Origin of the sequence: Mesorhizobium sp. L-2-11, assembly GCF_016756595.1 — a bacterium.
Taxonomy (GTDB): Bacteria; Pseudomonadota; Alphaproteobacteria; order Rhizobiales; family Rhizobiaceae; genus Mesorhizobium.
Genome location: NZ_AP023257.1, coordinates 2,641,584 through 2,664,109, shown reverse-complemented (window position 1 = coordinate 2,664,109; position 22,526 = coordinate 2,641,584). Strand labels below are relative to the sequence as shown.

Below are 22,526 nucleotides of genomic sequence, written 5' to 3'. Positions count from 1 at the left end.
ACACCGAAGTCGGACTGGCTCGCTGGCATCGGCATGGAAGTTGGACCGCTGGGACTGAAGCCAGGCCCCTGATCGGAGCGGAACTGGCCGATATCCTCCGGCAGCGGAGGCCGATAAAGATGACCAGGAAGCGCGCACTCTATCGAGAAACAACATGCAGTCCTTCGGTGCATTCGTCGTCAACAATGTCCGCTGGCTCGCGGGCGCCTTTTTGCTGACCCTCGTCTCGTCCTTCGGGCAGACCTTCTTCATCGCCTTGTCGAACGGCGGTATCCGCGAGACGTTCGGGTTGAGTCATGGCGAGTTCGGCGGGCTTTACATGCTGGCAACGCTGCTTAGCGCGGCGACCCTGCCGTTCTTGGGTCGGCCGCTGGACCGGTATTCGACAGTGACCATGGCGATCGCGACGATGCTCATGCTCGCCTGCGCCAGCATCGCGATGGGGTTCGCCGGTTCGCTGCCAACCCTGCTCCTCGCGCTTTATTTGCTGCGCCTTTTTGGCCAGGGGATGATGACCCAGACGGCTCTGACGGCAACAGGCCGCTGGTTCGCCGCGAACCGGGGCCGCGCCGTCTCGGTCGTCACGCTTGGCTTTCATGTTGGCAGTGCTCTGCTGCCGTTCCTGTTCGTCCTCGTGGCCGGCCTCGTCGGCTGGCGGGGAAGCTGGTTCGTCTGCGCAGCCTTCATCCTGGTCGTGGCCTTGCCTCTGGTTTGTGCGCTGGTCCGGAAGGAACGCAATCCGCAGAGCGAGGCTCAGCCGAGGGCGCGACGCGCAGTGAAGCAGTGGACGCGGGCGGAAGTCCTGCGCGATCCGACCTTCTACGCCATCTGCCTGGGTATCCTGGCTCCCGCCTTCGTCGGCACGACTATCTTCTTTCACCAGGTCTATCTAACCGAGCTCCGGGGCTGGCCGCTGCAACTCTTCGCCAGCGGCTTCGCCGTCCTGTCCGCCACGACGATGGGTTTTGCGCTTCTGGCCGGGTGGCTGATCGACCGCTTCTCGGCGGTCCAGCTGCTGCCTCTATTCCTTCTGCCGCTGGCGCTGGCCTGCTTCGCGGCTGCCTATCTGACGGCGCCTTTCGCCATATTCGTCTTCATGGCGCTGCTTGGCATCAGCTACGGCTTCTCCTCGACCCTGGAGGGCGCCATGTGGCCGGAGATCTACGGCACCGCGCATCTCGGTGCGATCCGCTCGGTTGTAGTGGCCGTGATGGTTCTGGCCTCGGCGATGGGTCCCGGCATCACCGGATACCTGATCGACGCCGGCGTCGACTACGCGCTGCAACTGGCCTTGATGGGCGTCTACAGCCTGGCCGCCGCCTTGCTGATGTGGAGAGTATCGCGGAGGCTGATGAGGGGCTTGTCCCGCGGCTGGAAACTTCCAGCTCCTGATCGGCCCTGAAATCGTCGGCGCTAACGTTTATGTTGATACTTGGAAGGCTCCCGACCTGCAGTAGCTGCCGGCACTCGCCAAGGCTGCTATAAGGTGAGAAGCAAGATGCGAATTGGACGTCGGCGATTTCTTGTCCTGTCACTCGGTGCGGCTGCCTTCGGCAAGGCGCAAGCCTCCGAACACTTATGGGCAGCCCTGCGATCCGGAGAAGCTGTTGCCTTGCTGCGCCATGCCGCGGCCCCAGGCTCCGGCGATCCGCCTGGCTTCAGGCTCGGTGATTGCAGCACCCAGCGGAATCTGTCGGAACAAGGTCGTGCGCAGGCCCGCGCGATCGGCGACATGTTCCGAGCGAATGGCATCTCGTCGGCAGCCGTCTATTCTAGCCAGTGGTGCCGCTGCCTGGAAACCGCTCGCCTGCTCGGGATCGGCGACGTCGTGCCTCTTGAGCTGCTCAATTCGTTCTTTGGCGACAGTTCGGCCGCAGAAGTGCGCACCGCTGCCCTTTTGGCCTGGCTTCGCGGGCAGCGTTTTGGCGGACCTACCGTGCTAGTCACGCATCAGGTCAACATCACCGGCTTGACCGGCGAGGTGCCGGACAGCGGCGAAATAATCGTCGTCCGTATTCATGATGCTGACCCCGTGCAGGTCATCGGGCAGGTTGCCACGCCGGCTTGAGCATCGTGGCCTTCAGCCCCATCTCGTCAGCATCGCTTCAGTCGCGGAGCAACGACGTGCGAGGAGAGATCAAAGGAGTGATGGCATGGCTATCGATTTCAACCATACAATACTGCCGGCCCGCGACAGCGAGGCGTCGGCAAAGTTCCTGGCCGAAATGCTTGGCCTTCCCGCGCCCAGGCGCTGGGGGCCTTTCCAGATGGTCACCACCGAAAACGGTGCCAACCTCGACTACATGGATACCGGCGGCGAAATCAGGCCGCAGCACTACGCCTTCCTGGTCAGCGAAGCCGAGTTCGACGAGATCTTTGCCAGGATTCGTGAACGGAACCTCCCGTACTGGGCTGACCCCAGCCGGACGCTGCTGGGCGAGATCAACCACCACGACGGCGGCCGCGGCGTCTATTTCGAGGACCCGAACGGTCATCTTCTCGAGGTCATTACCCGTCAGTACGGCAGCGGCGGATGGAACCCGTGATCGCTCGGTGGCGTAGCCAGGCGGCGGACGCTCTGCGAGCTGGTCTCATGGCGGAACCTGAACGGTGACCCTGATCGACGCATAATAGGCGGCGACATCGGCTATATCCTGATCGCTCAAGCCCTTGATCACGACAGTCATCTGCTCGTTCTTGCGCTCGCCTGCCTTGAAGGCCATCAGCGCCTTGACAAGATAGGCCTCCTTTTGCCCTGCTATATTCGGCGCGTCGGGCAGCTTAGCGATGCCATCCTTGCCGTGGCAGACCTGGCACTTCAGCATGATTTTTTTGCCCCCGCGGCGGCATCACCTCCGGCCTGCGCCAGAGACGAACAGGCAAAGAGCGCAGCTAGACTTACAATCAAACTCCGCACCCCGAACTCCTATATCAAATAAAGTTGAGCCAGGCAGCAGCAGAAGGCCGCCGCCTGGCTAATCGCCTAATCGCCGTAGGAAATCCGCCAGACGGCCCCGGCTAAATCGTCGGACACCAGCAGCGAACCGTCTTTGAGAATCTGAACATCGACAGGACGGCCGAGATACTCGCCATTCTCGTTCAGCCAGCCGTCGGCGAACACTTCAGTTTTGTCCGCCGTGCCGTCCGCCTTGAGCGAGGTGAACATGACCCGAGCGCCCACCGGGTCGACGCGGTTCCAGGAGCCGTGCTGGGTCGAGAAGATGCCGCCGCGATATTTTTCGGGGAACTGCTTGCCGGTATAGAACGACAGCCCGAGATCGGCCGCGTGAGCCTCTTGCTCGACCTCTGGGAAGATAGCGCCCTCGGGGACTGTTGCGTCCTTGTACTCGACCGTACGAACTTTGCCGCCGCCATACCAGGGGAAGCCAAAATTCTGGTCCGGGCCGGTAACACGGTTCATTTCGCCTGGGGGAATGGTGTCACCCATGCCGTCGACCTGATTGTCGTTCACCCAAAGTGTCTTGTCCTTTGGGTTGAAATCCAGGCCGAGGGGATTGCGCATTCCGCGCGCATAAATTTTGCGGTCGGTACCGTCCTGCTTCATGCTTATGATGCCGCCGATGCCGAGTTTCTCGAATTCCGGGAGCACTTCGGGGGCTGGCACGTTGAACGGCTGGCCGATGGTAATATAGATGCGGTTATCGGGCCCGACGCGACAGGTTCGGGCCGTGTGGTTGTAGCTCTCGTTGGATGCGGTATCAGCTCGCCCTGCTTCACGATCGGGAAAGCAGCGACGTCCGGACCTTCATAGAAAAACTCGGCCGCCGGGAACCACAATACGCGGTTCTGTTCGACGACATAGAGGTGGCCATCCCTGGAGAAACAGACGCCGTTCGGGACTGTCATTTTGATTGAGGGCGCAAACACCTTCACATCATCGGCGACGCGGTCCTTGTCGCGGTCGGTCATGGAGTAGACCAGTTCTTTGCGGGTACCGACGAAGGTCACGACGCCCTGCGGTCCTACGGCCATATGACGCGCGTCGGGAACGATGGCATAGAGAGTGACCTTGAAGCCATCCGGGACTTTGACCTTCGCTGCAATGGCTTTGAGGGCTTCGGCGTTTTCTCCGGTTTGCGGGATCGGCTCCATCATCGGTGTGCCGGTCGTCTTGAAGCCGCCAAGTTTCTCGAGATTTTTGTCCTGCGCAAAGGCGGACGTTACGCAAAGGGCGGCAGCGCATGACAAAACGAAAGCCAGTTTCTTGATCACGATATCCTCCCACGTGGCCAGCTTCGCGGCATCTGTGGCAGTCAGATACAACGTTGCGGGCGGTTGCTTTTGTGCGAAATCACCAGCGCCGAGCACAATCTTCCGGTCGCGACTTAGCGACCGAAAGCGTTGCCTAACTCAATCCCCTGACAGTCATCTGGGACCGCAGTTGGTTGCCGCCACAGCATAACATGTCGGCCCGCCGGGTACCAACGATGAACGGCAAGCTGGCCGGGGCTTTCAACCAGCGCTTTTATCGGCTGACCGGGCGGGCACCGATTTGGCGCAACAGACTGATGGTGCCCCAATATGCATGTAGAGTTGCCCCCGGACGTCTGCTGAAAATAGCATCCAGGTGATGGCAGACCGCTAGAGAACGGCCCGCCAGAGGGGTTCTCGCTTGCCATCATCCTTTCACTAGCCGTTGCGATCCTGGCTGCCTGGGCCGGCCTTGCCCCCATCTGTCGACTCGCATTGGCGGACGCCGCGCCTAGATAAGCACTGCGCCGGGGCGGAGCGATGCAGAAGGACCTGAGCATGCCTGAACAAATTACCCTGACTAAAGCTGAGCAGATCACATTGAATGACGGCTCAGCCATTCCCCAGATCGGCCTTGGCGTCTGGCAGGTCGATCCAGCCATTACGGCCCAAGTCGTGAGTTGGGGGATCCGGACCGGCTACAGATTGATCGACACCGCCCAAGGCTACCAGAACGAGGAAGGCGTCGGGCAGGCGATCCGCACGGCTGGCGTGCCAAGGAGCGAGCTGTTCATCACCTCGAAACTGCGCAACGGCGCGCATCAGCGTGACGCCGCCCTGCGGGCTTTCGACGAGACGATGAACAAGCTCGGCATCGAACAGATCGACCTGTTCCTGATCCACTGGCCAGTGCCCAGCCAGGGCAAATATGTCGAGGCGTGGAAGACGCTGATCGAACTCAGGCAATCCGGCCGGATCAAGTCGATCGGCGTTTCAAATTTCAACCGGGACCATCTGGAGCGGATCATCGGCGAGACTGGTGTCACACCCTCAGTCAACCAGATCGAACTCCATCCCCGGTTTCAACAGCGCGGCGTCAGAGAATTTCACGACACGCACGATATCCGCATCGAAAGCTGGAGCCCGCTGGGCAGCGGCCGGCTGTTGAGCGACCCGACCCTGGAAAGGATCGCCGGAAAACACCGCAAATCCGTGGCGCAGGTGATCATCCGTTGGCATCTTCAGGAAGGGCTGATTGTCATTCCAAAGTCGATCCACCAGGACCGGATTGCCGCCAATTTCGACGTCTTCGATTTTGAGCTGGATTCAAAGGACCTGGAGCTCATTCGAGGCATGGATTCATCAGACGGCCGTACGGGCGCGAACCCGGCCACAGCTGCATTCCTGTTCTGAGGCAGCGACGGGACGCGGCCAGATCAGCGAAGGCGGATGACGTGAGGGCAGCGGCCGCTTGGTGACGGCCGGTTGCCCGATGCCGAACCTGTACGCTGCCACTTGTTGTCGGCCAATGTCAGACAGCCGGTTTACTGACGGAAAAAAGCTGCAGGCCACCGGGAACACCTGCAAGTTCCATCTCGCAATGCGCCTCAAACATCAGGCCCGAACCGGCCATGAGATCACGAACGGTCCGGGACGCGATGATCTCACCCGGTCCGGCATGATCAAGCAGACGCGATGTCAGTTGAATTGCAATACCGGTGACATCGTCGCCGCGCCTTTCGCATTCGCCAATATGGATCGCCGCGCGAACCCGAAGGCCGGATTCGCCCAGTCGACGACGGATTGCCAATGCGCATTGGATCGCTCTCGTTGGCCGCTGAAATACCGCTAAAAACCCGTTTCCGGTGCGCTTGATTTCCTCACCGTCCGCATGATGCAATTCCTTGCGTGTCTCGTCGCCGTGTCGCTGCATCAGATCGCGCCACGTTTGGTTGCTGGTGTTGACGAGAGCCGACGGCAACCCGACGACTTCCACGTGCAGCGCCGTGACAAGCACGCGCTCGCCCGGCGCTGACGGCAAGACGCCGGTGACGAAGGTCTGGATCTCGTCGACCAGGCGATCGGAATTCTCCCCCCAAATTACGTGATCACGGCCGGCAAGCTCGATGTATCTGGCGCCCTCGATATGCGTTGCCAGATAGCGCCCCTCTTCCGGTTTCACCCAGCGGTCCCCTGCCGCCTGGACGATCAGTGTCGGGACGTGAATGGCTGGGAGAAGGGCGCGAACATCGATTTCGGTGCCCCAGCGCCACAGCGCGATCGCGTCGGCAGGCGAGGCCGAATTCCTGAGATACGCGGCGAACCATTCCCTCTCGAAACTATCATTCATCAGGCTGGGCGCGGCGTTGCTCATATCTGCCGGCTCCCCCCATTGTCTCTCGACGACGGCCAGATCTTCTTCCACCTGCTCGCTTGTCCTTGCCCCGGGATAATCCTTCGACCATCGGCCGCTGGCATAGGTTCCGTTGAGGACGAGAGCCGCCGTCCTCTCGGGATAGGTCGCCGCGAACAGCATGCACATGGGGCCGCCTTCCGAGCTGCCGAACAGAACCGTGTGCTTCGAGCCGACCGCATCCAGCACCGCCCGCATGTCTTCCATTCGCTCTTCCAGCGTTGGCAAACCGACATTTCGATCGGACAGTCCCGTGCCGCGCTTGTCCATGCGGATCAGGCGCGAGAAGGCGCCGAGGCGATGGAGCACATGCGAAAGCCGCAGCGACGACCAGGCAAGGTCAAGGTTGGAGACCCATCCAGGCACATAGATCAGGTCGACCGGCCCGTCGCCGGTCACCTGATAGGCGATGTTGATCCCGGCCGATTTAACATAATGGGTCGCGGGGCGCATCGGCTCGGCCGGGAACGCCGGCCGCGCGCCAGTTCGGGCTGGCGACGGTGGCGGTGTCTGAGAAGGCGGCGCCGAGGCGGCTATCCGGGAGGCGGCTTGCGACGTCATTCGGCGCGTCCGTAGGTCTTCATAGAGATGTCGGGTTTCCGGCTCAGGCTGCACGTTGAGTTCCCGCTGCAGCGCACTGCGGCAATTTTCATATTGCCTGAGCGCGAGCGTGAGCCGGCCCTGTACCGCATAGGCTCGCATCAGGGCGCGGTGGATATCCTCCCTCAGCGGCTCCATGGCGAGGAGGCGCGTTGCCGAGCGCACGCATGAGGCAGGATCGTTCGTGGTGCAGTAATGCGCGACGAGCTTGTCCAGTGCCGCGACGGCCATCGCCCTCAGGCGCTCGCGCTCGACCCGCAGCCAATCCTCGAACGGCTCCTCCTTCAGGCCGAAGCCGTCGAGCAGGTCGCCGCGATAGACGACGAGCGCCTGTTCGAGTTGCTCCGGTTCGGAGCCGGCGGCCAGCGTCTCGAACCGCACGACATCGAAATCAAGATCGTTGAGATTGAGGGTAATGCTGTCGCCGTCGGTCAGGAACGTGCGGCCATCGGATGCGTCCATCCCTTTCCTGACGGCCGATAGGGCCTGGCGAAGGCTCATCCGGGCCTGGGCCTCAGCGTTGCCGCCCCACAAAAGCGCTGCGAGCTTCTCGCGTGACTGCGAGTGTCCGGATTGCAAGGCGAGATAAGCCACCATAGCGCGGGCCTTGCGGCTGAAAACCGGGACCGCCGCTGCGCCTCCGGCGAAGTCGAAACCGCCTAGCAGACAGAGATGAGGGTGCGCCATCGGATCCGCCACAGCCGCAACTTTCTTTGCGATCCTTTCCTGTCCTTGTCTCTATTTCAACCGTCATTTTGTTTGGTCTGGCGGTTTCACGAATCCTTCACGCTGGCTCCAACGCGTTTCTCACGGCGCCGGGAAAAAGTGCCGGCACGACTACCTCAGGAGGACACTGTGCTACGTCCGAACCCGACCGAATGGCCCACTGGCATGATGATCCCTGGCAGAATGAGCAGCCGCGCGGGCCGTTACGCCACGATATTGCGCTCGCGCGGTATCTTGAGAAACAGCGGGCCTGCCGGGCATCAACGGTCCGCGGATTTGATCTCCGGACCACCGCGATCCGCCTATGGCAGGCTGGTAGTGTATATCGCGCACGGCTTCTTCAGCTCTGGCGTCCCTTCCACCGGAGCGTTTGAGCAACGTTTTGACCAACGAATTGGATTTCCGTCCGCGGTAAGGACCGCCGGTCAAATCGACCAGCCGCGCTAGTGATCAGCTTGCTCGATTTCGGCGCAAGTCGAGGCGGAGACCCCAAGCCGTTCTGGCGTCTGCAGCGGGTTTAGGCTCAATCCCAATGACCTTTCTACGGTGTGAAGGGCCCATTTCACCTCATATCCCCGATCCATCCAGCAGCGGGACATCTTCTTCGTCCCAGGGGCTCGGCAATGAACCCCTGCTCAGATTGGCTGTCGGCAGTGGCATCCAGCATTTCAGCTCGGGTTCGGCGTACTCAACCACGCGTCCGGGCGACGAGTCGGAAGCGCGCCAGCCTTCGCTGCCGAACTGGTCGGCTCGAGACCAGTAAGCCAGGTCGACTTCCGCCGGCCCCTGTTCCGACGGCCGAACCGTGACAAGGATTCGGCTGCCATCCCTTGGCGCGCTCGACATGTGGCGCCACCGATCGGGCTCGTCCATCGTGTTTCCTCCTGATGCCGGCATCTCGGCTGTCCAGACGAATAGTCGCTTCGCGCACAGGGCCGGTCAACCCGAACTTTGCGCCGGACAGCTTATAGCCGGATAGCTTGTCGTTGGCTGGCCTGCCGGTCTGGCGCGACGTGGGCTCGCGGTCATCAGCGAACCTTGGCCTTGACTGCCCAGGCTCTCGTTTTCAGGGGAATGGACCCGCCCTCGCCGCGCGGCAGCCTGTCGCGGAGCCTCTCCATCAATCTCTGGCGAGCTGCGGGGTCGAGACTCATGCAGTAGCCAGGCGCAGGCCCCGCACCCAGGGTGAAGGGGTGCCAGTAGTCTTCAAAGTCCTTGAACACGGCCGGCATTTCAATCCGCGCGGAGTCGATGGAAACCAGGCCGGCCTTCTTCGCGAGATCGGTCAATCCATCTTGTGTGCAAAACGGAAAACGCCTGTCTTCGGTAAGGTCGATGGCACCGGGGTCAAGCGCCGTCGCGGCGGTCCAGAAAGCCCGCATGAATTCCACCCCGCCGCCAGGATAATCCCACACATAGAATCCAATCGTCGCTCCAGGGCGGGCCGCTCGCCGCATCTCGGAGAGCGCCTTTTGCTTGTCGGGGACGAAGTTGAGAACAAGCGCCGACACGACCATGTCCTTGCTGGCCGATTCGACTGCCAAGGCCTGCGCATCGCCTGCGAGAAACGCGACACGCTTGTCCTGCACGCTTGCCCGCGCCTTGGCGAGAAAACCCTCCGACGGATCTATGGACACCAGGCTCGTGGGATTGCAACGGGCCAGGATGGCTGCCGACAGCGCCCCGGTTCCGCAGCCTACCTCCAGCCAGTCCAGACCCTCCGCCGGATCGAGCCAATCCAGGAACGGTGGAGCGATCTGACGGCTCCAGCGCCCCATATAGAGGTCGTAGCTATCCCCGGCCTGCCAGGCGTCGTGGCGCGTTGCCTCAGCCATCGCAATCTCCTCCCCTTGATAATTCGACCCGTCGGACTGCGAGAATACGCCCGCCGCACGCGCGGGAACAGGGGACCAGGAAGGTCTGCCCGGAATCGTGCCCGGATGCCCACACGCCCGCCCGAACTGGCCCGCAAGGCAGACCACCCGCGCGCTGGACATCTCCGACCCGGAAGGAAACCGCTGCTGCCGTCACCCGGAAGCGTTCGAGCTCAGCCTGCCCGAAAGGCGAGGCTCCGCCTCATCAGTTGGATGCTGAGCGCCAGGTCTCCGCTTCCGATGAACCAGGGCGACAGTATCCGGGACGATCTCAGCCCGCAGTAGAGCAGATAGGGAAGTCCGAGCGACAGGGCGATCAGCGCCAACTCGGAAGACATTCCGAAGTCACGCAGCGTGAAATGAACGAACTGATGGACGAACATGATCACCAGGGAGGCCGCGCCGATTTCCGCCAACGGAGCGATGCGCAAGCTCGGCATCGCCATGAAGCGGATGAGGCCGAGGATAAAGGTCGAAATCGCCAATGCAACGAGCAGGCCGAGAAGTGGCGGGCCGAAGATGGCGTTCTTCATGCTGAAGGTAAAGTCGGACCCCATCCGCGCCGCCGCGAGCGCGACCCCGGCAACCGCCACGACAAACACCGCCGACCACAGCGCGCTCATGCCGCGTTCGCGCAGGAAATGTCCGAACCAGAATGCGCCGATGGCGAGCGGCACGTTCGTCAGAGCCAGCGGCGCTTGCAAATCCTGCCAATAGGCCTGGATTGAATAGGCGAGGCCGAGGGATGCGCTGACGAAGATCAGCATGCCGGGATCGGTCGGTCCGCTGGCCCTGATCGCGACCTCGTTGTAGACAAGTTGCGTGGCGACGAGGCAGGTGACGAACCAGAACACGCCGAGTTCGCGCGTCAGGTGCCGTCCGCCCAGCAGGGCGTCGGTGATGAGTTCCCTGATCTGCCAGGGCGCCGGGGTGTCGCCGCGCAAAAAGTCGACAACAAGCACGCTCGCCATGATCGCGCCGAGAAACATCACATAGGGGATGAGCAGGCCCTGGACGCGCTTGCGGAAAAGCGCCTTCCTCTGCGTGACGGCAAAAAGGTAGCCCGATATGATGAAGAAGAACGGCATGAAGAACAGCGATGCCGCAAAGTAAATCGGGTGCGCCCAGCGCCAGGTGCTGTGGTCGAGGACGTGGGCTATGACGACGAGGGTGATCCCCAGGCCCTTGGCGGTGTCCAGCCAGGTCTCACGTATGGGCAGGTTCAACTTCAGCGTTTCCTGGAAACGGCTTATCGGCCGGCCCGGTCCTTCGGTTTCGATGGCGATTGTGCATTGCATCATACTTTGTGGCAAGTGCGAATTGGCTCGGCTTCCCGGATTGCCGATCGACATTGCCGAAGACGCTATGTCACGTAAAGTCAGCGAAATTCAGCATTCCGCTTGATTTTCCGCCGATCTTCACCCATTGTTGCGGTGCACAATAACAGGCTGGTGCCGACTATGGCAGTTCAAGAGCTTGCGATAGGAAACCTTGACCGGCAGGGGCTGCCGTTCTTGCAGACAGCCGGCTGTTGAAATCGATCGCGCTTTGACGTCGGATCGACCAGGTCCGTATCAAGCAGCAAGGACCAAGATGCTTCGCGAGCTGTCCCCCTACAAAAAAATGTTGATGCTCGGCATTGTCGGGCTGGTGCTCGTCGCCATCCTCGACGCCTTCAGCAACCTGCCCGTCGTCTCGGGCTGCGCATTCTACAGCAATTGCGCGATCGATAGCGCCGTAGAAGCACCGATCGGGCACAGCCAGGATCCGACGCTGCAATGAAGCCACTTGGGAAGACGGCGCTTATCGTCTATGACGGCGACTGCATCTTCTGCCAGAGCTATGTCCGCTTTGCCCGGCTGCGCGACGCGGTCGGTCCTGTTGAGCTGCTCGACGCGCGCTCCGGCGACCCGCGCGTTGTCGAGTTTCAGCGCCAGGGCTTCGACCTGAACGAGGGCATGCTCTTCGTTTTCGAGGACCGCGTCTACCACGGCGAGGAAGCCATCAATCTCCTGGCGATCCTCAGTTCCTCTTCGACGCTTTTCGGCTGGCTCAACCGCAGGATTCTGTCAAACCGGACGGCGGCGCGGCTGATCTATCCGGCGCTCAAGCTCGGACGCCGGGCCACCCTGAGGCTTCGAGGCCGCTCGCTGATCCCTGCCGATCTCGAACAGCGCTAGATATTTCCGAAGCGACGATCCCCTTTGGCATCGCGCTGGGCGAAATGCATGGCTTAGCCGACGGCCCGGCGACGCCTGCCAATTGACTCGCGAACATTCGGCCAGTTCTCCGGCGGCGCTCAGTGGGTGCAGGCCTTCGGCCGCGAAAAATCCACCAGCTTGAAGATAAGCAGCTTGCGTTCGATGAGGCTGGGCATTTCCTCCGCGAAGGTCGACGCGTTGGCGCGGGTGATCGTCTCGCCATCCTTCACGTAAGTCACCCAAGCCTCGGGCTTCCGGCGCAGCTGTCTCTTCAGATCGAGGAGGACGTGGTAGTTGCCCGCCTGCGACTGCCGGACGAGATGCGGCTCCGAGGAATCAACGATCTTCACCACCTCGTTCTGATAGTTGAACAAGTACGGTGGCTTGGCAAACAGCAGATGGTTGGTCTGGCCGGCTTCCGTGTGCAGATTGCTGAACATGTTGATGGAACTCTCCGTCTTGAGCCCGACATAGGGTGACAGGCAGGAGAGGAAGAACAGGCCCGGCACCAAATAGACCCAGAACGGCTGGCGCGGCGAGGAAACGGTCCGGCAAGGCAGATTCTGCAGAGCCACATGGGCCAGCACGACCATCGCCGCGCCGCCCACCACCGCCCAAAAGAGCATCCAGACAGAGTGGACCATCATGTCGAAGGAACGGCCGGGAAAAGCATGGCTGAGCAGAACGACGAGGGTGACCGCGAACAGCATCACGGCCGCGCCCGGCAGCAAGATCCCGACCCGGCCGCACGTTTCGCGCAGCGGATCGGCAAACTCCAACGATTTGCGATAGAGCGCCTCGCTGGCGGGCGTGGGGATGCTCAGCACATACAGCGCGAACACCAGGCTGGAAAAGTCCATGTACCAGGAATAGGCCGAGATCGGAATCACGTAATGGAAGACCAGTGCGAGAATGAACCCGACGGCGAAATAGCGCTTCCAATAGAGCGACACGATCGCGATCGCCTCGATGAGGAAGGTGGCGTAGATCGCAAGATACCGGCCAAACAGATTGTCCTCGAGGCCGAACGGACGAGCCAGAGGAGCGTAGAGGCCCACCGCGCAACTCACGCTAGGGTCGAGGAAATCGGTGTTGATCTTGTGGAAGATGCCGTAGAAATACATGATGGCGAGCAGCGACCGGGCGACGATCCGGATCTGCTGATACAGGTCCATCCGGTCCAGCCCAGCGCCGCGGCCGGCGGCCCGCAGATAGAGTGCCGCTGCGCTGAGCAGGATAGCCCCGTTCATCACCGCCGTGATCGTCTTGTTGTTCGAAGCGACCGGCATGCGCAGCGCGTACAGCACCAGCGATACCATCACGAGCCCGATCAAAAACTCGGTTCGCCGCGGGTACAGCAGGAGCAGCAGGCTGAACAGGACGACCGACCAGCTCAGGGCGGCAAAAAGCGGCCCCTTGTAGCCAAGCATGGAATAGATATCACCGGCGATACTGAAGATCGCCGCCATTGCCCAGAAAGGGGTAAATGCGGTCAGCCCGTCAAATGTATCGTCCCGACCGCTGACTTTCGTGATCTTGCCGCGACCAATGTTCCATAATGCTGTCGCGCTTGAGTATTGCGGCTGCCCAATAAACACCAGTTAAGCCCCCTCAAGTTCCCCTACGACTTGCCGCCTTCGGAACCGTTGCTCTATGTTGCACTGCAACATCAACATGGGCGCAGATAAGAGTCAATCCGGCGTCGTCGGTAGCTCCTGCAACCGAGCATCAGCCATTGGGAGAGGGTACGGCAGAGCGAAATGCGATTAAATCGAACTGGCCATCCCGCTCCATTTGTTTCGCACGCGACTGCATGTCGGCCAAGGCATGCCCACGGGCCCGCCCCGAGGGCGCGCAGCGGTTTAAGACAACAACATGTATAGAAACAAGAACTTGAAGCGGCGCATTAATCCTGCGGATGATGCGCCGCGCTTCGGCGTTCGCCGACTATCGCTGTGTTGCCGTTCTGGGAAATTCCACCACGTCCGCGGGCGGACGCTTGTACTGGGCTGCGACAATTGCATCGATCAGTATGTCCAGGGCGGCGCGAGCCGCGCTGCTCGTCTCGTCATCGCCGCGCAGATAATGGCAGGCTCGTTCAAGATGGAGGTGGGCGGCGGCAAAGTCGCTGGTCATGAATTCTCCTTTTTTGCCCGCCGCGCGACAAGCATGGCCCATTTCGATTTACCCAAAGGCGAACATCCACAGCTGGATTTGAATCAAATTGACCAGTTAACCAGATCTTCAGCATCGCGAGGCGACCTTGCGGCTGCGGACATGTGTTGAGTTCCGCCTCAGGCAACAGACCCGCTCCGGAGACCGGGGCGGGTTTTTGCTTGAATGGTGCCGAATCCAATGCTCACGCGCTGTGCTGCCGCGGCGAAGCCGACGTGCCTTCATCCGCCGAAGCGGTTCACCGCAAAGGGCGCGAGGCGGTCAGGATCGCCGCGTCCGGCAATCAGGTCGGCGACCAGGCGGGCGGTGATCGGCGCCAGAGTGAGGCCGAGATGACCATGACCGAAGGCATGGATCACCCTGCGGCTGCCACGTGACCGACCGATGACGGGCCGGGAATCGGGCAGCGACGGCCGGAACCCGAGCCATTCGGATGAGGGCCGGCCGAGTGAGGGGAAGAACTGCCTGACACCGCGATCCAGCAAAGCCAGCCGGCGGGGATTTGCCGGCGCTGCAAGCCCGCCGAGTTCGACGGTTCCGGCGACACGCAGCCGGCCGGTCACCGGCGTCATGTAGAAGCCGAGATCGACAGGACAGACCGGACGATTAAGCAAAGGCGCTTCGGTCGGGAATTCGAGATGATAACCGCGCTCGGTCTCGAGCGGGACGCTGTCGCCGGCCTGCAGGGCCAACGCCCGCGACTGCGCACCCGCGGCGATCACCACCGTGTTCGCCTTGACCCGCAGGCCGCAACCGCTGAGCCTGACACCGTCCGCCTCGACCTGCAGCCCGGTTGCAGCAGCCTGCGCCACCGACACGCCACGGGCGGTCGCGGCATCGAGCAGCCGCCGCATCAGCGTCTTTGGATCGGTGACGTTCATCGAATCCGGAAAGTACAGGCCACGGGCCCCGATCGGGGGCAGGCTCGGCTCCAGCGCGGCCACCTCTGCCGGAGTCAGAACCTCCTGATGCACGCCGAACCCGGCACGCAGCGCCCTGCCCCCAGCAGCCTTGGCGAAATCGCTCTCGCGACGATACAAATAGAGACAGCCGTTGCGGCGCAGCAGGTCGGCCATATCGGCCTCTTTCGCCATCTCCTCCCAGGCCGGCAGGGCCTCAGCCAGAAGCCCGGCCAGCGCCAGCGCATTGGCACGGGTGGCCGCCGGAAGCGACTGCCGCAGGAAGCGGACCAGCCAGGGCGCCAGCTGGAAAAACGCCGGCCAGCGCAAGGCGAATGGACTGGCGGGGTCGAGGAGCAGTCTTGGCAATTGGCGCAGCAGGGCCGGATTGCCGACCGGCATGCAGGCATACTCGGCCAGCGTTCCGGCGTTGCCGAACGAGGCGCCGGAGCCAGGCTCGTTGGGATCGATGAGCAGCACCTCGCGCCCGTCGGCCGCAAGCCGAAGTGCCGTGGCCAATCCGACAATGCCGGCGCCAACGATGGCGATTTCGACGGTTTCCGATGCTGCCATGACCGTATCTTCTTGTTTGACCATGATCTTTCCGAAAACCGATCCCCACTTTTCGAGATCGTGGTCTAGACGAAGCCGGGCAGTTGCAGATGCCCGGCCGCGAGCAGTTCAGCCATGGTGTTCAGCGCCGTGCGCAGATCGTCGAGCGAGCGCGCGGCGCCGACATTGATGCGTACCCCGTGCTGTACCGGCTCGCGCCCGACCGCGAAGGCATCGCCGGGAAGAACGGCAACGCCACGTTCGAGGCAGGTGCGAGCGAAACCCGCGCCGCGCCACGGCTCCGGCAGGCGCAGCCAGGCATGCGTCGAGGTGGCGTGGCTCTGTACATCGTAGCGGCCGAGGATTTCGGTGAGGATGGCCTGGCGCTGGCGAAGCTCCTGCTTCTGGGCTTCGATGATACGCGCCGCCGAACCCTCTTCTATCAGCCGTGCGCCGATCAGCGCGGTCATAGGGCTGATGCTCCAGCAGTTTATGCGCAAAGCCGCGGCGACCTGCCCGGCTATGGCGCGCGGCGCGATCACAAAACCGAGGCGCAGTCCCGGCGCAAGGCATTTCGACAAGGCGCCGATGTGAACCGTCAATTCGGGCTCGAGGCTGGCAAGTGACGGCGGCGGATTGTCCGCCAGCGGCCGGTAGACGTCATCCTCGATGATGAGGACGTTGTGGCGACGGGCGACAGTCACCAATTCGTGCCGGCGCTCCTCGCCCAGCGTAATGGTGGTCGGGTTGTGCAGGGTCGGTACCAGGAAGACCGCGCGCGGGCGCAGCTGCGCGCAGGCCGCCTCGAACGCGTCGGCCCGCATACCGCCACGGTCCATGGCGATGCCTCTGAGATCGAGCCCATGCACCCGGCACAGCGCATTGATGCCCTGATAGGTCACTTCGTCGGCGAGCACGACCTCGCCCTGCCTGGTCATCGCGCCAAGCACGCAATCCAGCCCATGCTGAGCGCCTGCCGCCAGCACCACCCGGCCGGGATCGCCGTCGCCGGCGACCGCCTGCATCCACTCGGCGATCGCCGCCCTCGCCCACAGCGGCCCCTCAGGCGGGTGATAGTCCTGAAGCGTGGCGTAGTGCCGGTCCTTGGCCAGGCGCGGCAAAAGCAGCGCCAGCGCGTCGAGATAGGCCGAGGTCGCAGGCCGGTTGACGGAAAGGTCGATGACGCCGCTGTCGTCGCTTGGCGCCGACACGAAACCGGGTCCTTCGCCGCCATTGCGGGCGGCAACCGTTGTGCCGCGTCCGGGCCGCGCTTCGAGCAGGCCGCGCTGCTGCAGCGTCGACAGCGCCCGCGTTACCGTGGTGACGTTGATGCCAAGCGCGCGGGCAATCTCGCGCTGCGGCGGCAGCCGGTCTCCAACCGCAAGCGTGCCGGCTGTAATCCGTTCGGCAATTGCGTCAGCAAGGCGCCGGTAGACCGGGCCTTCCTCCGAGGCGAGTTGCAGGTCCTGAAGCATGCGGATTGGCGGTTTCGGTGTGTTGAGGCTCTGGCTACCAGCGCATCTAGCATAAGACAATACATCGGACAATAGCGCTTGTCCGGTGCTCGACTGCAAAATACGGGCAGAAAAATCTCACACAACACCGAAGAAAGCCGCTTGACGGGCAAAGTTGTCTGCATCTATGGTTCTTTGGCGATTGATTGTGTGAGCATACAAGTTTGGTTTTGCCGCCCTTGTGCGGCCAGCGTCAAGCGAGACCGGCACATGGACGGCAAGCACCACCTCGTTTCGACATGCGGCCATTGCCGGCGCTCGACGGAATTCCGTCCGTGATCGCCGAAGCGACAGGCCTGTCACGCGACAGCGCCGGTCCGGCACCGGGGGCCAATGCCAGCGGCCGCCCCAAAGCCGACGACCCCTTTGCCGAAGACCGGGGATTTGTCGAGTTCGTCGATGTCGAGAAATCCTATGACGGCCGCACTTTCGCAGTGACACGGCTGAACCTCAGCGTGGCGCGCGGCGAGTTCTTCACCCTTCTCGGCCCCTCAGGTTCGGGCAAGACGACGACGCTCAACATGCTTGCCGGCTTCGAACGGCCGACCAGCGGCGTCATCACGCTTGAAGGCCGGTCGGTCGACAGGCTGCCGCCCTACGAACGCAACATCGGCATGGTATTCCAGAACTACGCGCTGTTTCCGCACATGAGCGTCGAGGAGAACGTCGCCTTCCCGCTCTCGGTCCGCAAGATCAGCAAGGCCGACGTGGCATCCCGCGTCGGACGCGCGCTCGACATGGTGCGGCTGCGGCAGTTCGGCGACCGGCGGCCGGCACAGCTTTCCGGCGGCCAGCAGCAGCGTGTCGCGCTCGCCCGCGCGCTGGTCTTCGAGCCAAGCCTGGTGCTGATGGACGAGCCGCTCGGCGCGCTCGACAAGAAGCTGCGCGAGCATATGCAGATCGAGATCAAGCAGCTGCACACCATGCTCGGCGTCACCATCGTCTATGTGACGCACGACCAGAGCGAGGCGCTGACCATGTCGGACCGCGTTGCCGTGTTCAACAATGGCGGGATTGCGCAGCTCGGTCCGCCCGACGATCTCTACAACACGCCGCAGAGCTCGTTCGTCGCCAGCTTCATCGGCGAGAACAACACGCTGGAAGGCAAGGTCGATCGCGTCTCCGGCAAGGAGTGCCGCGTCGCGCTGCACGGCGGCGGTGCGGTCACAGCGCTAGCCATCGGCGTCGCCGAAGGCGCGGCCTGCCATGTCGCCATCCGCCCGGAACGGTTGAAGCTTGCGCCCGCTTCGAACGGAGCAAATGCGCTAGCCGCCACGGTCGACGGCCGCATCTATCTCGGCGACCACCAGCGTCTTCTGGCCAGGCTGGAAAGCGGCCAGCTGCTGACCGTCAAGGTTGGCCCCGAAGCGACCCTGGGCAACGGGGAACCGGTCACGGTTTCCTGCGCGCCCAACGACTGCCGTGCCTTTCCGGCCGATGCCGGAACGGGCGGTTCCATCTCGAAAACAGGGGAATAAGAACAATGAAAATCGCAAACGCCAGGCTGTTCGCTTTCGCGGCAGCCACAGCATTCATCACCATGGGACATGCCGCCCTCGCCGACGAACTTTCGATCATGGCCAGCGGCGGCGCCTGGCAGGATGCCCAGCGCAAGGCATGGTTCGAGCCGTTCAGCAAGGACACCGGGATCAAGATCGTCGAGCAGGAATATCTTGGCGATCTCGGCAAGGTCAAGGCGATGGTCGATACCGGCAACGTGCCGATCGATCTGGTGACGGTCGAGACCGCGACCGTGCTGCAGGGTTGCGACGCCGGCATTCTCGAGCGGCTCGACTATTCCAGGATCGCCCCGCGTGAAAAGTTCATCGAAGGTTCGGCGCTCGACTGCGGCGTCGGTCTCGACGCCTATGGCGATGTCCTTGCCTATGACCCCAACGTGCTGAAGCAGGCGCCAACCTCGGTCCTCGACATCTTCGACACGACGAAGTTTCCGGGCAAGCGCGCGATGCGCAAGTTTCCAGCACAGAACCTCGAATGGGCACTGATGGCCGACGGTGTCGCTGCGGCCGATGTCTACGCGGTGCTGGCGACCCCCGAAGGCGTCAACCGCGCTTTCAAGAAGCTCGACACCATCAAGCAGGACATCGTCTGGTGGGATGCCGGCGCACAGCCGCCGCAGCTCCTCGCATCCAAGGAAGTGGTGATGACCACCGCCTGGAACGGCCGTATCCAGAACGCCATCGACAAGGACGGGGCGCCGTTCAAGATCGTTTGGAACAACCAGATCCTCGAATATGACATGATCGCCATTCCGAAGGGCGCCAAGAACCCGGATCTGGCCTACAAATACCTTGCCTATATCAGCCAGCCGGAAATCAACGCCAAGCTCGCCAGCTACATCACCTACGGGCCGGTGCGCATCGATGCGGCCTCCTTCGTCGCGCCGGACGCCCTGCCGAAATTGCCGAACGCGCCTGACCACATGACCGCTTACCTGGTCGCCGATACCGAGTTCTGGGGCGACTATGGCGAGGATCTGGTCAAGCGCTTCAACGCCTGGCTCGCGCAGTAGGGAAAATGTCGGCGTTTGAGCCCACGAAACTGGACCGGCCGCGGGCAACCCGCGACTGGTCGGCCGCCAATGCCGGCACCGCAAAGTCGGTCGCGGCGGCGCTTCGCCGCGCCGATCTGGGCGACCGGCTGCGGTCGCTGGCGCTGGCGGCACCTTTGCTTCTGCTCCTGGCGCTGAGCTTCGGCATCCCGATCGTCCTGCTTCTGTCGCGCGCCGTCTATGATCCGACGATTGCCGACGCCCTGCCGCAGACCAGCCAGGCATTGGTCGGCTGGAACGGCACGGGACTGCCCGACGACGCTGCCTTCCTGGCCCTTGCCGCCGACCTCCGGAGCAACCAGGCCAAGGGCACCGCCTACGAACTCGCCAAGAGCCTCAACGCCCGCCTGCCGGGTGCACGCAGCCAAGTGCTCAAGACGATGCGCCAACTGGAGGCCGCCGACAGGCCGCCGCTGGAGGTGATGAAAGCCGTGCCATTCTGGTCGGCGCCAGGCACATGGCCGGTCATCGAGAGCGGTACCCATAGCGTGACGTCGTTCTATCTGCTGAGCGCGCTTGATCTGCGCTGGAATTCCGATGGCGGCATCGAAAGAGTGCCACCCGAACAGGCGATCTTCCTGCAGGTGTTCATGCGCACATTCTTGGTCGCCGCAGCGGTGACGCTGGCAACGCTGATACTGGGCTTCCCCCTCGCCTATCTCATCGCCTCCGTGCCCAAGGGCCTCGCCGCAATCCTCATCGTTGCGGTGCTGCTGCCGTTCTGGACGTCGATCCTGGTGCGAACCGCGGCCTGGACGGTGCTCCTGCAGAAATTCGGCCTGGTCAACGACTTGCTGCTGTGGCTCGGGGTCGCCAACGATCGGCTCGACCTGATGTACAGCCGCATCGGACTGATCATCGCCATGACCCACATCCAGCTGCCGTTCACGCTGCTGCCGATCTACAGCGTCATGCGCACCATCCAGCCCTCGCAGATGAAGGCTGCCTACTCGCTCGGCGCAAAACCGTTCACCGCCTTTCGCCGCGTCTACCTTCCACAAGTGTTTCCGGGCGTCATGGCCGGCTGCCTGCTCACCTTCATCCTTTGTCTCGGCTACTACATAACGCCGGCGCTGATCGGCGGCGCAAGCGACCAGCTGATCAGCAATTTCATCGCCAGCTATGTCAATGTCGAACTGAACTGGGAGATGGCGGCGGCGCTCAGCTTCATCCTGCTCGTCTTCACCCTGGCGCTGTTCGGCATCTTCGCCCGCATCCTCGGCCTCGACCGTCTCAAGCTGGTATAGCCATGTTGCTGTCTCCCTATCCGACGACAGGCGAAAGAATTCGCATCACCCTGCTCTGGCTGTGGTGCGGCATGGTGATCCTGTTCCTCCTCGTGCCGATCCTCGTTCCCGTTCCCTTGTCGTTCAACAGCGGCGCCTTTTTCATCTTTCCGCTGGAGGGAATTTCGACGCGGTGGTACGAGGTCGTGCTCGGAACCCAGCGCTGGCAGGCAGCCATCGGCAACAGCCTGATCGTTGCGTTCGGGACGACGCTGATCGCGACGATACTCGGCACATTGACGGCGATCGCACTTTCCGACGAAAAATTTCCCGGCCGCCGCATCGTCATGCCGCTGCTGCTTTCGCCGCTGATCGTGCCGGTGGTGATCACCGCCGTCGGCTCGTATCTGTTCTATGCGCGCATCGGCCTCGCCAGCACCTATGCCGGCATCATCCTTGCGCATACCGCGCTCGCCAGTCCGTTCGTCGTCGTCACGGTGGGGGCGAGCCTCACCGGCTTGGACCGCAATCTGATGCGCGCCGCCGCCATCTCCGGAGCAAGGCCCATCACCTCATTCTTCAGGGTGATGCTGCCGCTGATCCTGCCCGGGGTGCTGTCAGGGGCGGCCTTTGCGTTCGTCACCTCGTTCGACGAGGTCGTCGTGGCGCAGTTCCTGGCCAGCGCCAATCAGCGCACCATGCCGCTCGAAATGTTCATCGGCCTGCGCGAGAAGCTGAGCCCGGCAATCACCGCCGCCGCGACGCTGATGATGGCACTGTCGATCGTGCTGCTCGTCGTCGCCACTGTTCTGGCCCGCCGTGGCAAGCAGCGACCGCGCATCGACTAATGCATGTCGCGCAAAAGTGTGCAGCGGTTTTGCGATAGCGGCATGCATGAAAACAACAACCTAAAGCGCGTCGCATGCGGCCGGTCGAACGCGACGCGCTTTAGGAATCGTGCGGCGGTCGGCCAGAGCCGCTATAGGTCTGCCTGCATCAGGCCGCCTTACGCTGCGATTTCCATGTCGCGTGGTGCTTGCCCTGGCCGACATGACTGTCACCGCATCGTTCAAGCTAAAGCCGAGCGGCGTGATCGAGTATTCCACGCGAGGCGGCACCTCGTCATAGGCGCACCGGCTGATCAGCCCGTCGGCTTCCATCTGCCGCAATTGTTGCGTGAGCGGCTCGGTCGTCTTCATGCGAGCAGAAGGGCTGAAAGATGCGCTGTCGGTATCGGTCGGCTGCCTGGAGGACCCGGAATTCCCACCCCCGACAATGCTCCAATGGCCTCACAGAAAGCATGGATGGCTTTGCTTGGAGGGCGTGCCCGAAGCAGCCGCCTCTTGAGGGCGGATCACCAGGCGCGATGCCTGGCTTGCAGCAGGCCGGCATCGTCAGTCCGGCAACATCTCCTTCGGCAATCGATCTCCGTTCAAGAAGGTCGCGGGCGACGGCGAATCCCAAGGCTCCCGCGCAGCACTCCTTGCAACACTTTGCGCTCCCCGACGTTCTTCCAAGGCACGCTCCGAAGCCGATTGTCGCGGCTCCAATGGCAAAATTCA

The 22,526-nt window shown here is 62.5% G+C and carries 20 protein-coding genes and 1 pseudogene; 11 read left to right on the top strand and 10 right to left on the bottom strand.

The window, feature by feature from the left end; all coding sequences use genetic code 11:
- The first annotated feature begins 154 nt into the window (after positions 1-154).
- The 3 genes from JG739_RS12710 (at position 155) to JG739_RS12700 (ending at position 2,546) form a co-directional block, all read left to right on the top strand.
- Positions 155-1,402 (top strand): MFS transporter, encoded by a 1,248-nt coding sequence (locus tag JG739_RS12710; protein WP_202366755.1) that lies wholly within the window; start codon positions 155-157, stop codon positions 1,400-1,402.
- A 210-nt stretch (positions 1,403-1,612) separates the two neighbouring features.
- Positions 1,613-2,068, top strand: a complete 456-nt coding sequence (locus JG739_RS12705) for a histidine phosphatase family protein (RefSeq protein ID WP_244749858.1) — start codon at positions 1,613-1,615, stop codon at positions 2,066-2,068.
- Positions 2,069-2,153: 85 nt separating this feature from the next.
- On the top strand, positions 2,154-2,546 hold the full coding sequence (locus JG739_RS12700) for a VOC family protein (protein ID WP_202366753.1): 393 nt from the start codon (positions 2,154-2,156) through the stop codon (positions 2,544-2,546).
- Between the two features lie 45 nt (positions 2,547-2,591).
- On the opposite strand, the gene JG739_RS12695 is transcribed toward JG739_RS12700, so the two are convergent.
- Together JG739_RS12695 and JG739_RS12690 are read right to left on the bottom strand one after the other, a co-directional pair.
- The gene (locus JG739_RS12695; RefSeq protein WP_202366752.1) at positions 2,592-2,825 is read right to left on the bottom strand and encodes a c-type cytochrome; all 234 of its coding nucleotides are present in this window, start codon (positions 2,823-2,825) and stop codon (positions 2,592-2,594) included.
- Positions 2,826-2,983: 158 nt separating this feature from the next.
- Positions 2,984-4,209 (bottom strand): annotated as a pseudogene (locus JG739_RS12690) (PQQ-dependent sugar dehydrogenase).
- Between the two features lie 561 nt (positions 4,210-4,770).
- On the opposite strand from JG739_RS12690, the gene JG739_RS12685 reads away from it, so the two are divergent.
- Positions 4,771-5,625, top strand: coding sequence for an aldo/keto reductase (locus tag JG739_RS12685; protein ID WP_202366751.1), 855 nt, complete (start codon positions 4,771-4,773; stop codon positions 5,623-5,625).
- 118 nt (positions 5,626-5,743) lie between these two features.
- Here the strand turns inward: JG739_RS12685 and JG739_RS12680 are convergent, their stop codons facing one another.
- From JG739_RS12680 to JG739_RS12665, 4 genes are all read right to left on the bottom strand, one after another.
- Complete coding sequence (locus tag JG739_RS12680; protein WP_244749856.1) at positions 5,744-7,687, bottom strand: alpha/beta fold hydrolase; 1,944 nt, start codon at positions 7,685-7,687, stop codon at positions 5,744-5,746.
- Positions 7,688-8,518: 831 nt separating this feature from the next.
- On the bottom strand, positions 8,519-8,824 hold the full coding sequence (locus JG739_RS12675) for a hypothetical protein (RefSeq protein ID WP_202366749.1): 306 nt from the start codon (positions 8,822-8,824) through the stop codon (positions 8,519-8,521).
- A 155-nt stretch (positions 8,825-8,979) separates the two neighbouring features.
- Positions 8,980-9,786, bottom strand: coding sequence for a class I SAM-dependent methyltransferase (locus JG739_RS12670; protein ID WP_202366748.1), 807 nt, complete (start codon positions 9,784-9,786; stop codon positions 8,980-8,982).
- Positions 9,787-9,998: 212 nt separating this feature from the next.
- Positions 9,999-11,051 carry an acyltransferase family protein gene (locus JG739_RS12665; protein WP_202366747.1) on the bottom strand — a complete coding sequence of 351 codons (1,053 nt, stop codon included), beginning with the start codon at positions 11,049-11,051 and terminating at the stop codon, positions 9,999-10,001.
- Positions 11,052-11,418: 367 nt separating this feature from the next.
- On the opposite strand from JG739_RS12665, the gene JG739_RS12660 reads away from it, so the two are divergent.
- A complete protein-coding gene (locus JG739_RS12660) occupies positions 11,419-11,607 on the top strand; it encodes a hypothetical protein (RefSeq protein WP_202366746.1) in 189 nt (62 codons plus the stop codon).
- Positions 11,604-12,005, top strand: coding sequence for a DCC1-like thiol-disulfide oxidoreductase family protein (locus JG739_RS12655; protein ID WP_202366745.1), 402 nt, complete (start codon positions 11,604-11,606; stop codon positions 12,003-12,005). Before JG739_RS12660 ends, JG739_RS12655 begins: the two co-directional genes overlap by 4 nt.
- Before the next feature lie 119 nt (positions 12,006-12,124).
- Here the strand turns inward: JG739_RS12655 and JG739_RS12650 are convergent, their stop codons facing one another.
- Positions 12,125-13,495 carry a thiol-disulfide oxidoreductase gene (locus JG739_RS12650; protein WP_202366744.1) on the bottom strand — a complete coding sequence of 457 codons (1,371 nt, stop codon included), beginning with the start codon at positions 13,493-13,495 and terminating at the stop codon, positions 12,125-12,127.
- Positions 13,496-13,919: 424 nt separating this feature from the next.
- On the opposite strand from JG739_RS12650, the gene JG739_RS36190 reads away from it, so the two are divergent.
- Positions 13,920-14,312 carry a hypothetical protein gene (locus JG739_RS36190; RefSeq protein ID WP_202366743.1) on the top strand — a complete coding sequence of 131 codons (393 nt, stop codon included), beginning with the start codon at positions 13,920-13,922 and terminating at the stop codon, positions 14,310-14,312.
- A 110-nt stretch (positions 14,313-14,422) separates the two neighbouring features.
- On the opposite strand, the gene JG739_RS12640 is transcribed toward JG739_RS36190, so the two are convergent.
- The gene (locus tag JG739_RS12640) at positions 14,423-15,673 is read right to left on the bottom strand and encodes an NAD(P)/FAD-dependent oxidoreductase (RefSeq protein WP_202367443.1); all 1,251 of its coding nucleotides are present in this window, start codon (positions 15,671-15,673) and stop codon (positions 14,423-14,425) included.
- A 65-nt stretch (positions 15,674-15,738) separates the two neighbouring features.
- A complete protein-coding gene (locus JG739_RS12635; RefSeq protein ID WP_202366742.1) occupies positions 15,739-17,127 on the bottom strand; it encodes an aminotransferase-like domain-containing protein in 1,389 nt (462 codons plus the stop codon).
- Between the two features lie 314 nt (positions 17,128-17,441).
- On the opposite strand from JG739_RS12635, the gene JG739_RS12630 reads away from it, so the two are divergent.
- From JG739_RS12630 to JG739_RS12615, 4 genes are read left to right on the top strand one after another with little or no spacing between them, the layout of a single operon-like run.
- Positions 17,442-18,644 (top strand): ABC transporter ATP-binding protein, encoded by a 1,203-nt coding sequence (locus tag JG739_RS12630; RefSeq protein WP_244749853.1) that lies wholly within the window; start codon positions 17,442-17,444, stop codon positions 18,642-18,644.
- 5 nt (positions 18,645-18,649) lie between these two features.
- Complete coding sequence (locus JG739_RS12625; protein WP_202366741.1) at positions 18,650-19,699, top strand: ABC transporter substrate-binding protein; 1,050 nt, start codon at positions 18,650-18,652, stop codon at positions 19,697-19,699.
- 5 nt (positions 19,700-19,704) lie between these two features.
- Positions 19,705-20,985: an ABC transporter permease gene (locus JG739_RS12620; protein WP_202366740.1), complete on the top strand. Its 1,281-nt coding sequence runs from the start codon at positions 19,705-19,707 to the stop codon at positions 20,983-20,985.
- 2 nt (positions 20,986-20,987) lie between these two features.
- Positions 20,988-21,812, top strand: a complete 825-nt coding sequence (locus JG739_RS12615; RefSeq protein WP_202366739.1) for an ABC transporter permease — start codon at positions 20,988-20,990, stop codon at positions 21,810-21,812.
- A 60-nt stretch (positions 21,813-21,872) separates the two neighbouring features.
- On the opposite strand, the gene JG739_RS12610 is transcribed toward JG739_RS12615, so the two are convergent.
- Positions 21,873-22,124, bottom strand: a complete 252-nt coding sequence (locus tag JG739_RS12610; RefSeq protein ID WP_244749944.1) for a winged helix-turn-helix transcriptional regulator — start codon at positions 22,122-22,124, stop codon at positions 21,873-21,875.
- Positions 22,125-22,526 lie beyond the last annotated feature (402 nt).

What these genes read in the sequence shown, in the direction of transcription:
- JG739_RS12670 (WP_202366748.1), bottom strand. Translation starts at nt 9,786, where the DNA reads ATGGCTGAGGCAACGCGCCACGACGCCTGGCAGGCCGGGGATAGCTAC.
- JG739_RS12625 (WP_202366741.1), top strand. Translation starts at nt 18,650, where the DNA reads ATGAAAATCGCAAACGCCAGGCTGTTCGCTTTCGCGGCAGCCACAGCA.
- JG739_RS12695 (WP_202366752.1), bottom strand. Translation starts at nt 2,825, where the DNA reads ATGCTGAAGTGCCAGGTCTGCCACGGCAAGGATGGCATCGCTAAGCTG.
- JG739_RS12710 (WP_202366755.1), top strand. Translation starts at nt 155, where the DNA reads ATGCAGTCCTTCGGTGCATTCGTCGTCAACAATGTCCGCTGGCTCGCG.
- JG739_RS12700 (WP_202366753.1), top strand. Translation starts at nt 2,154, where the DNA reads ATGGCTATCGATTTCAACCATACAATACTGCCGGCCCGCGACAGCGAG.
- JG739_RS12660 (WP_202366746.1), top strand. Translation starts at nt 11,419, where the DNA reads ATGCTTCGCGAGCTGTCCCCCTACAAAAAAATGTTGATGCTCGGCATT.
- JG739_RS12675 (WP_202366749.1), bottom strand. Translation starts at nt 8,824, where the DNA reads ATGGACGAGCCCGATCGGTGGCGCCACATGTCGAGCGCGCCAAGGGAT.
- JG739_RS12635 (WP_202366742.1), bottom strand. Translation starts at nt 17,127, where the DNA reads ATGCTTCAGGACCTGCAACTCGCCTCGGAGGAAGGCCCGGTCTACCGG.
- JG739_RS12650 (WP_202366744.1), bottom strand. Translation starts at nt 13,495, where the DNA reads ATGGCGGCGATCTTCAGTATCGCCGGTGATATCTATTCCATGCTTGGC.
- JG739_RS12685 (WP_202366751.1), top strand. Translation starts at nt 4,771, where the DNA reads ATGCCTGAACAAATTACCCTGACTAAAGCTGAGCAGATCACATTGAAT.
- JG739_RS12680 (WP_244749856.1), bottom strand. Translation starts at nt 7,687, where the DNA reads ATGGACGCATCCGATGGCCGCACGTTCCTGACCGACGGCGACAGCATT.
- JG739_RS12655 (WP_202366745.1), top strand. Translation starts at nt 11,604, where the DNA reads ATGAAGCCACTTGGGAAGACGGCGCTTATCGTCTATGACGGCGACTGC.
- JG739_RS12620 (WP_202366740.1), top strand. Translation starts at nt 19,705, where the DNA reads ATGTCGGCGTTTGAGCCCACGAAACTGGACCGGCCGCGGGCAACCCGC.
- JG739_RS12640 (WP_202367443.1), bottom strand. Translation starts at nt 15,673, where the DNA reads ATGGCAGCATCGGAAACCGTCGAAATCGCCATCGTTGGCGCCGGCATT.
- JG739_RS12610 (WP_244749944.1), bottom strand. Translation starts at nt 22,124, where the DNA reads ATGGAAGCCGACGGGCTGATCAGCCGGTGCGCCTATGACGAGGTGCCG.
- JG739_RS12615 (WP_202366739.1), top strand. Translation starts at nt 20,988, where the DNA reads ATGTTGCTGTCTCCCTATCCGACGACAGGCGAAAGAATTCGCATCACC.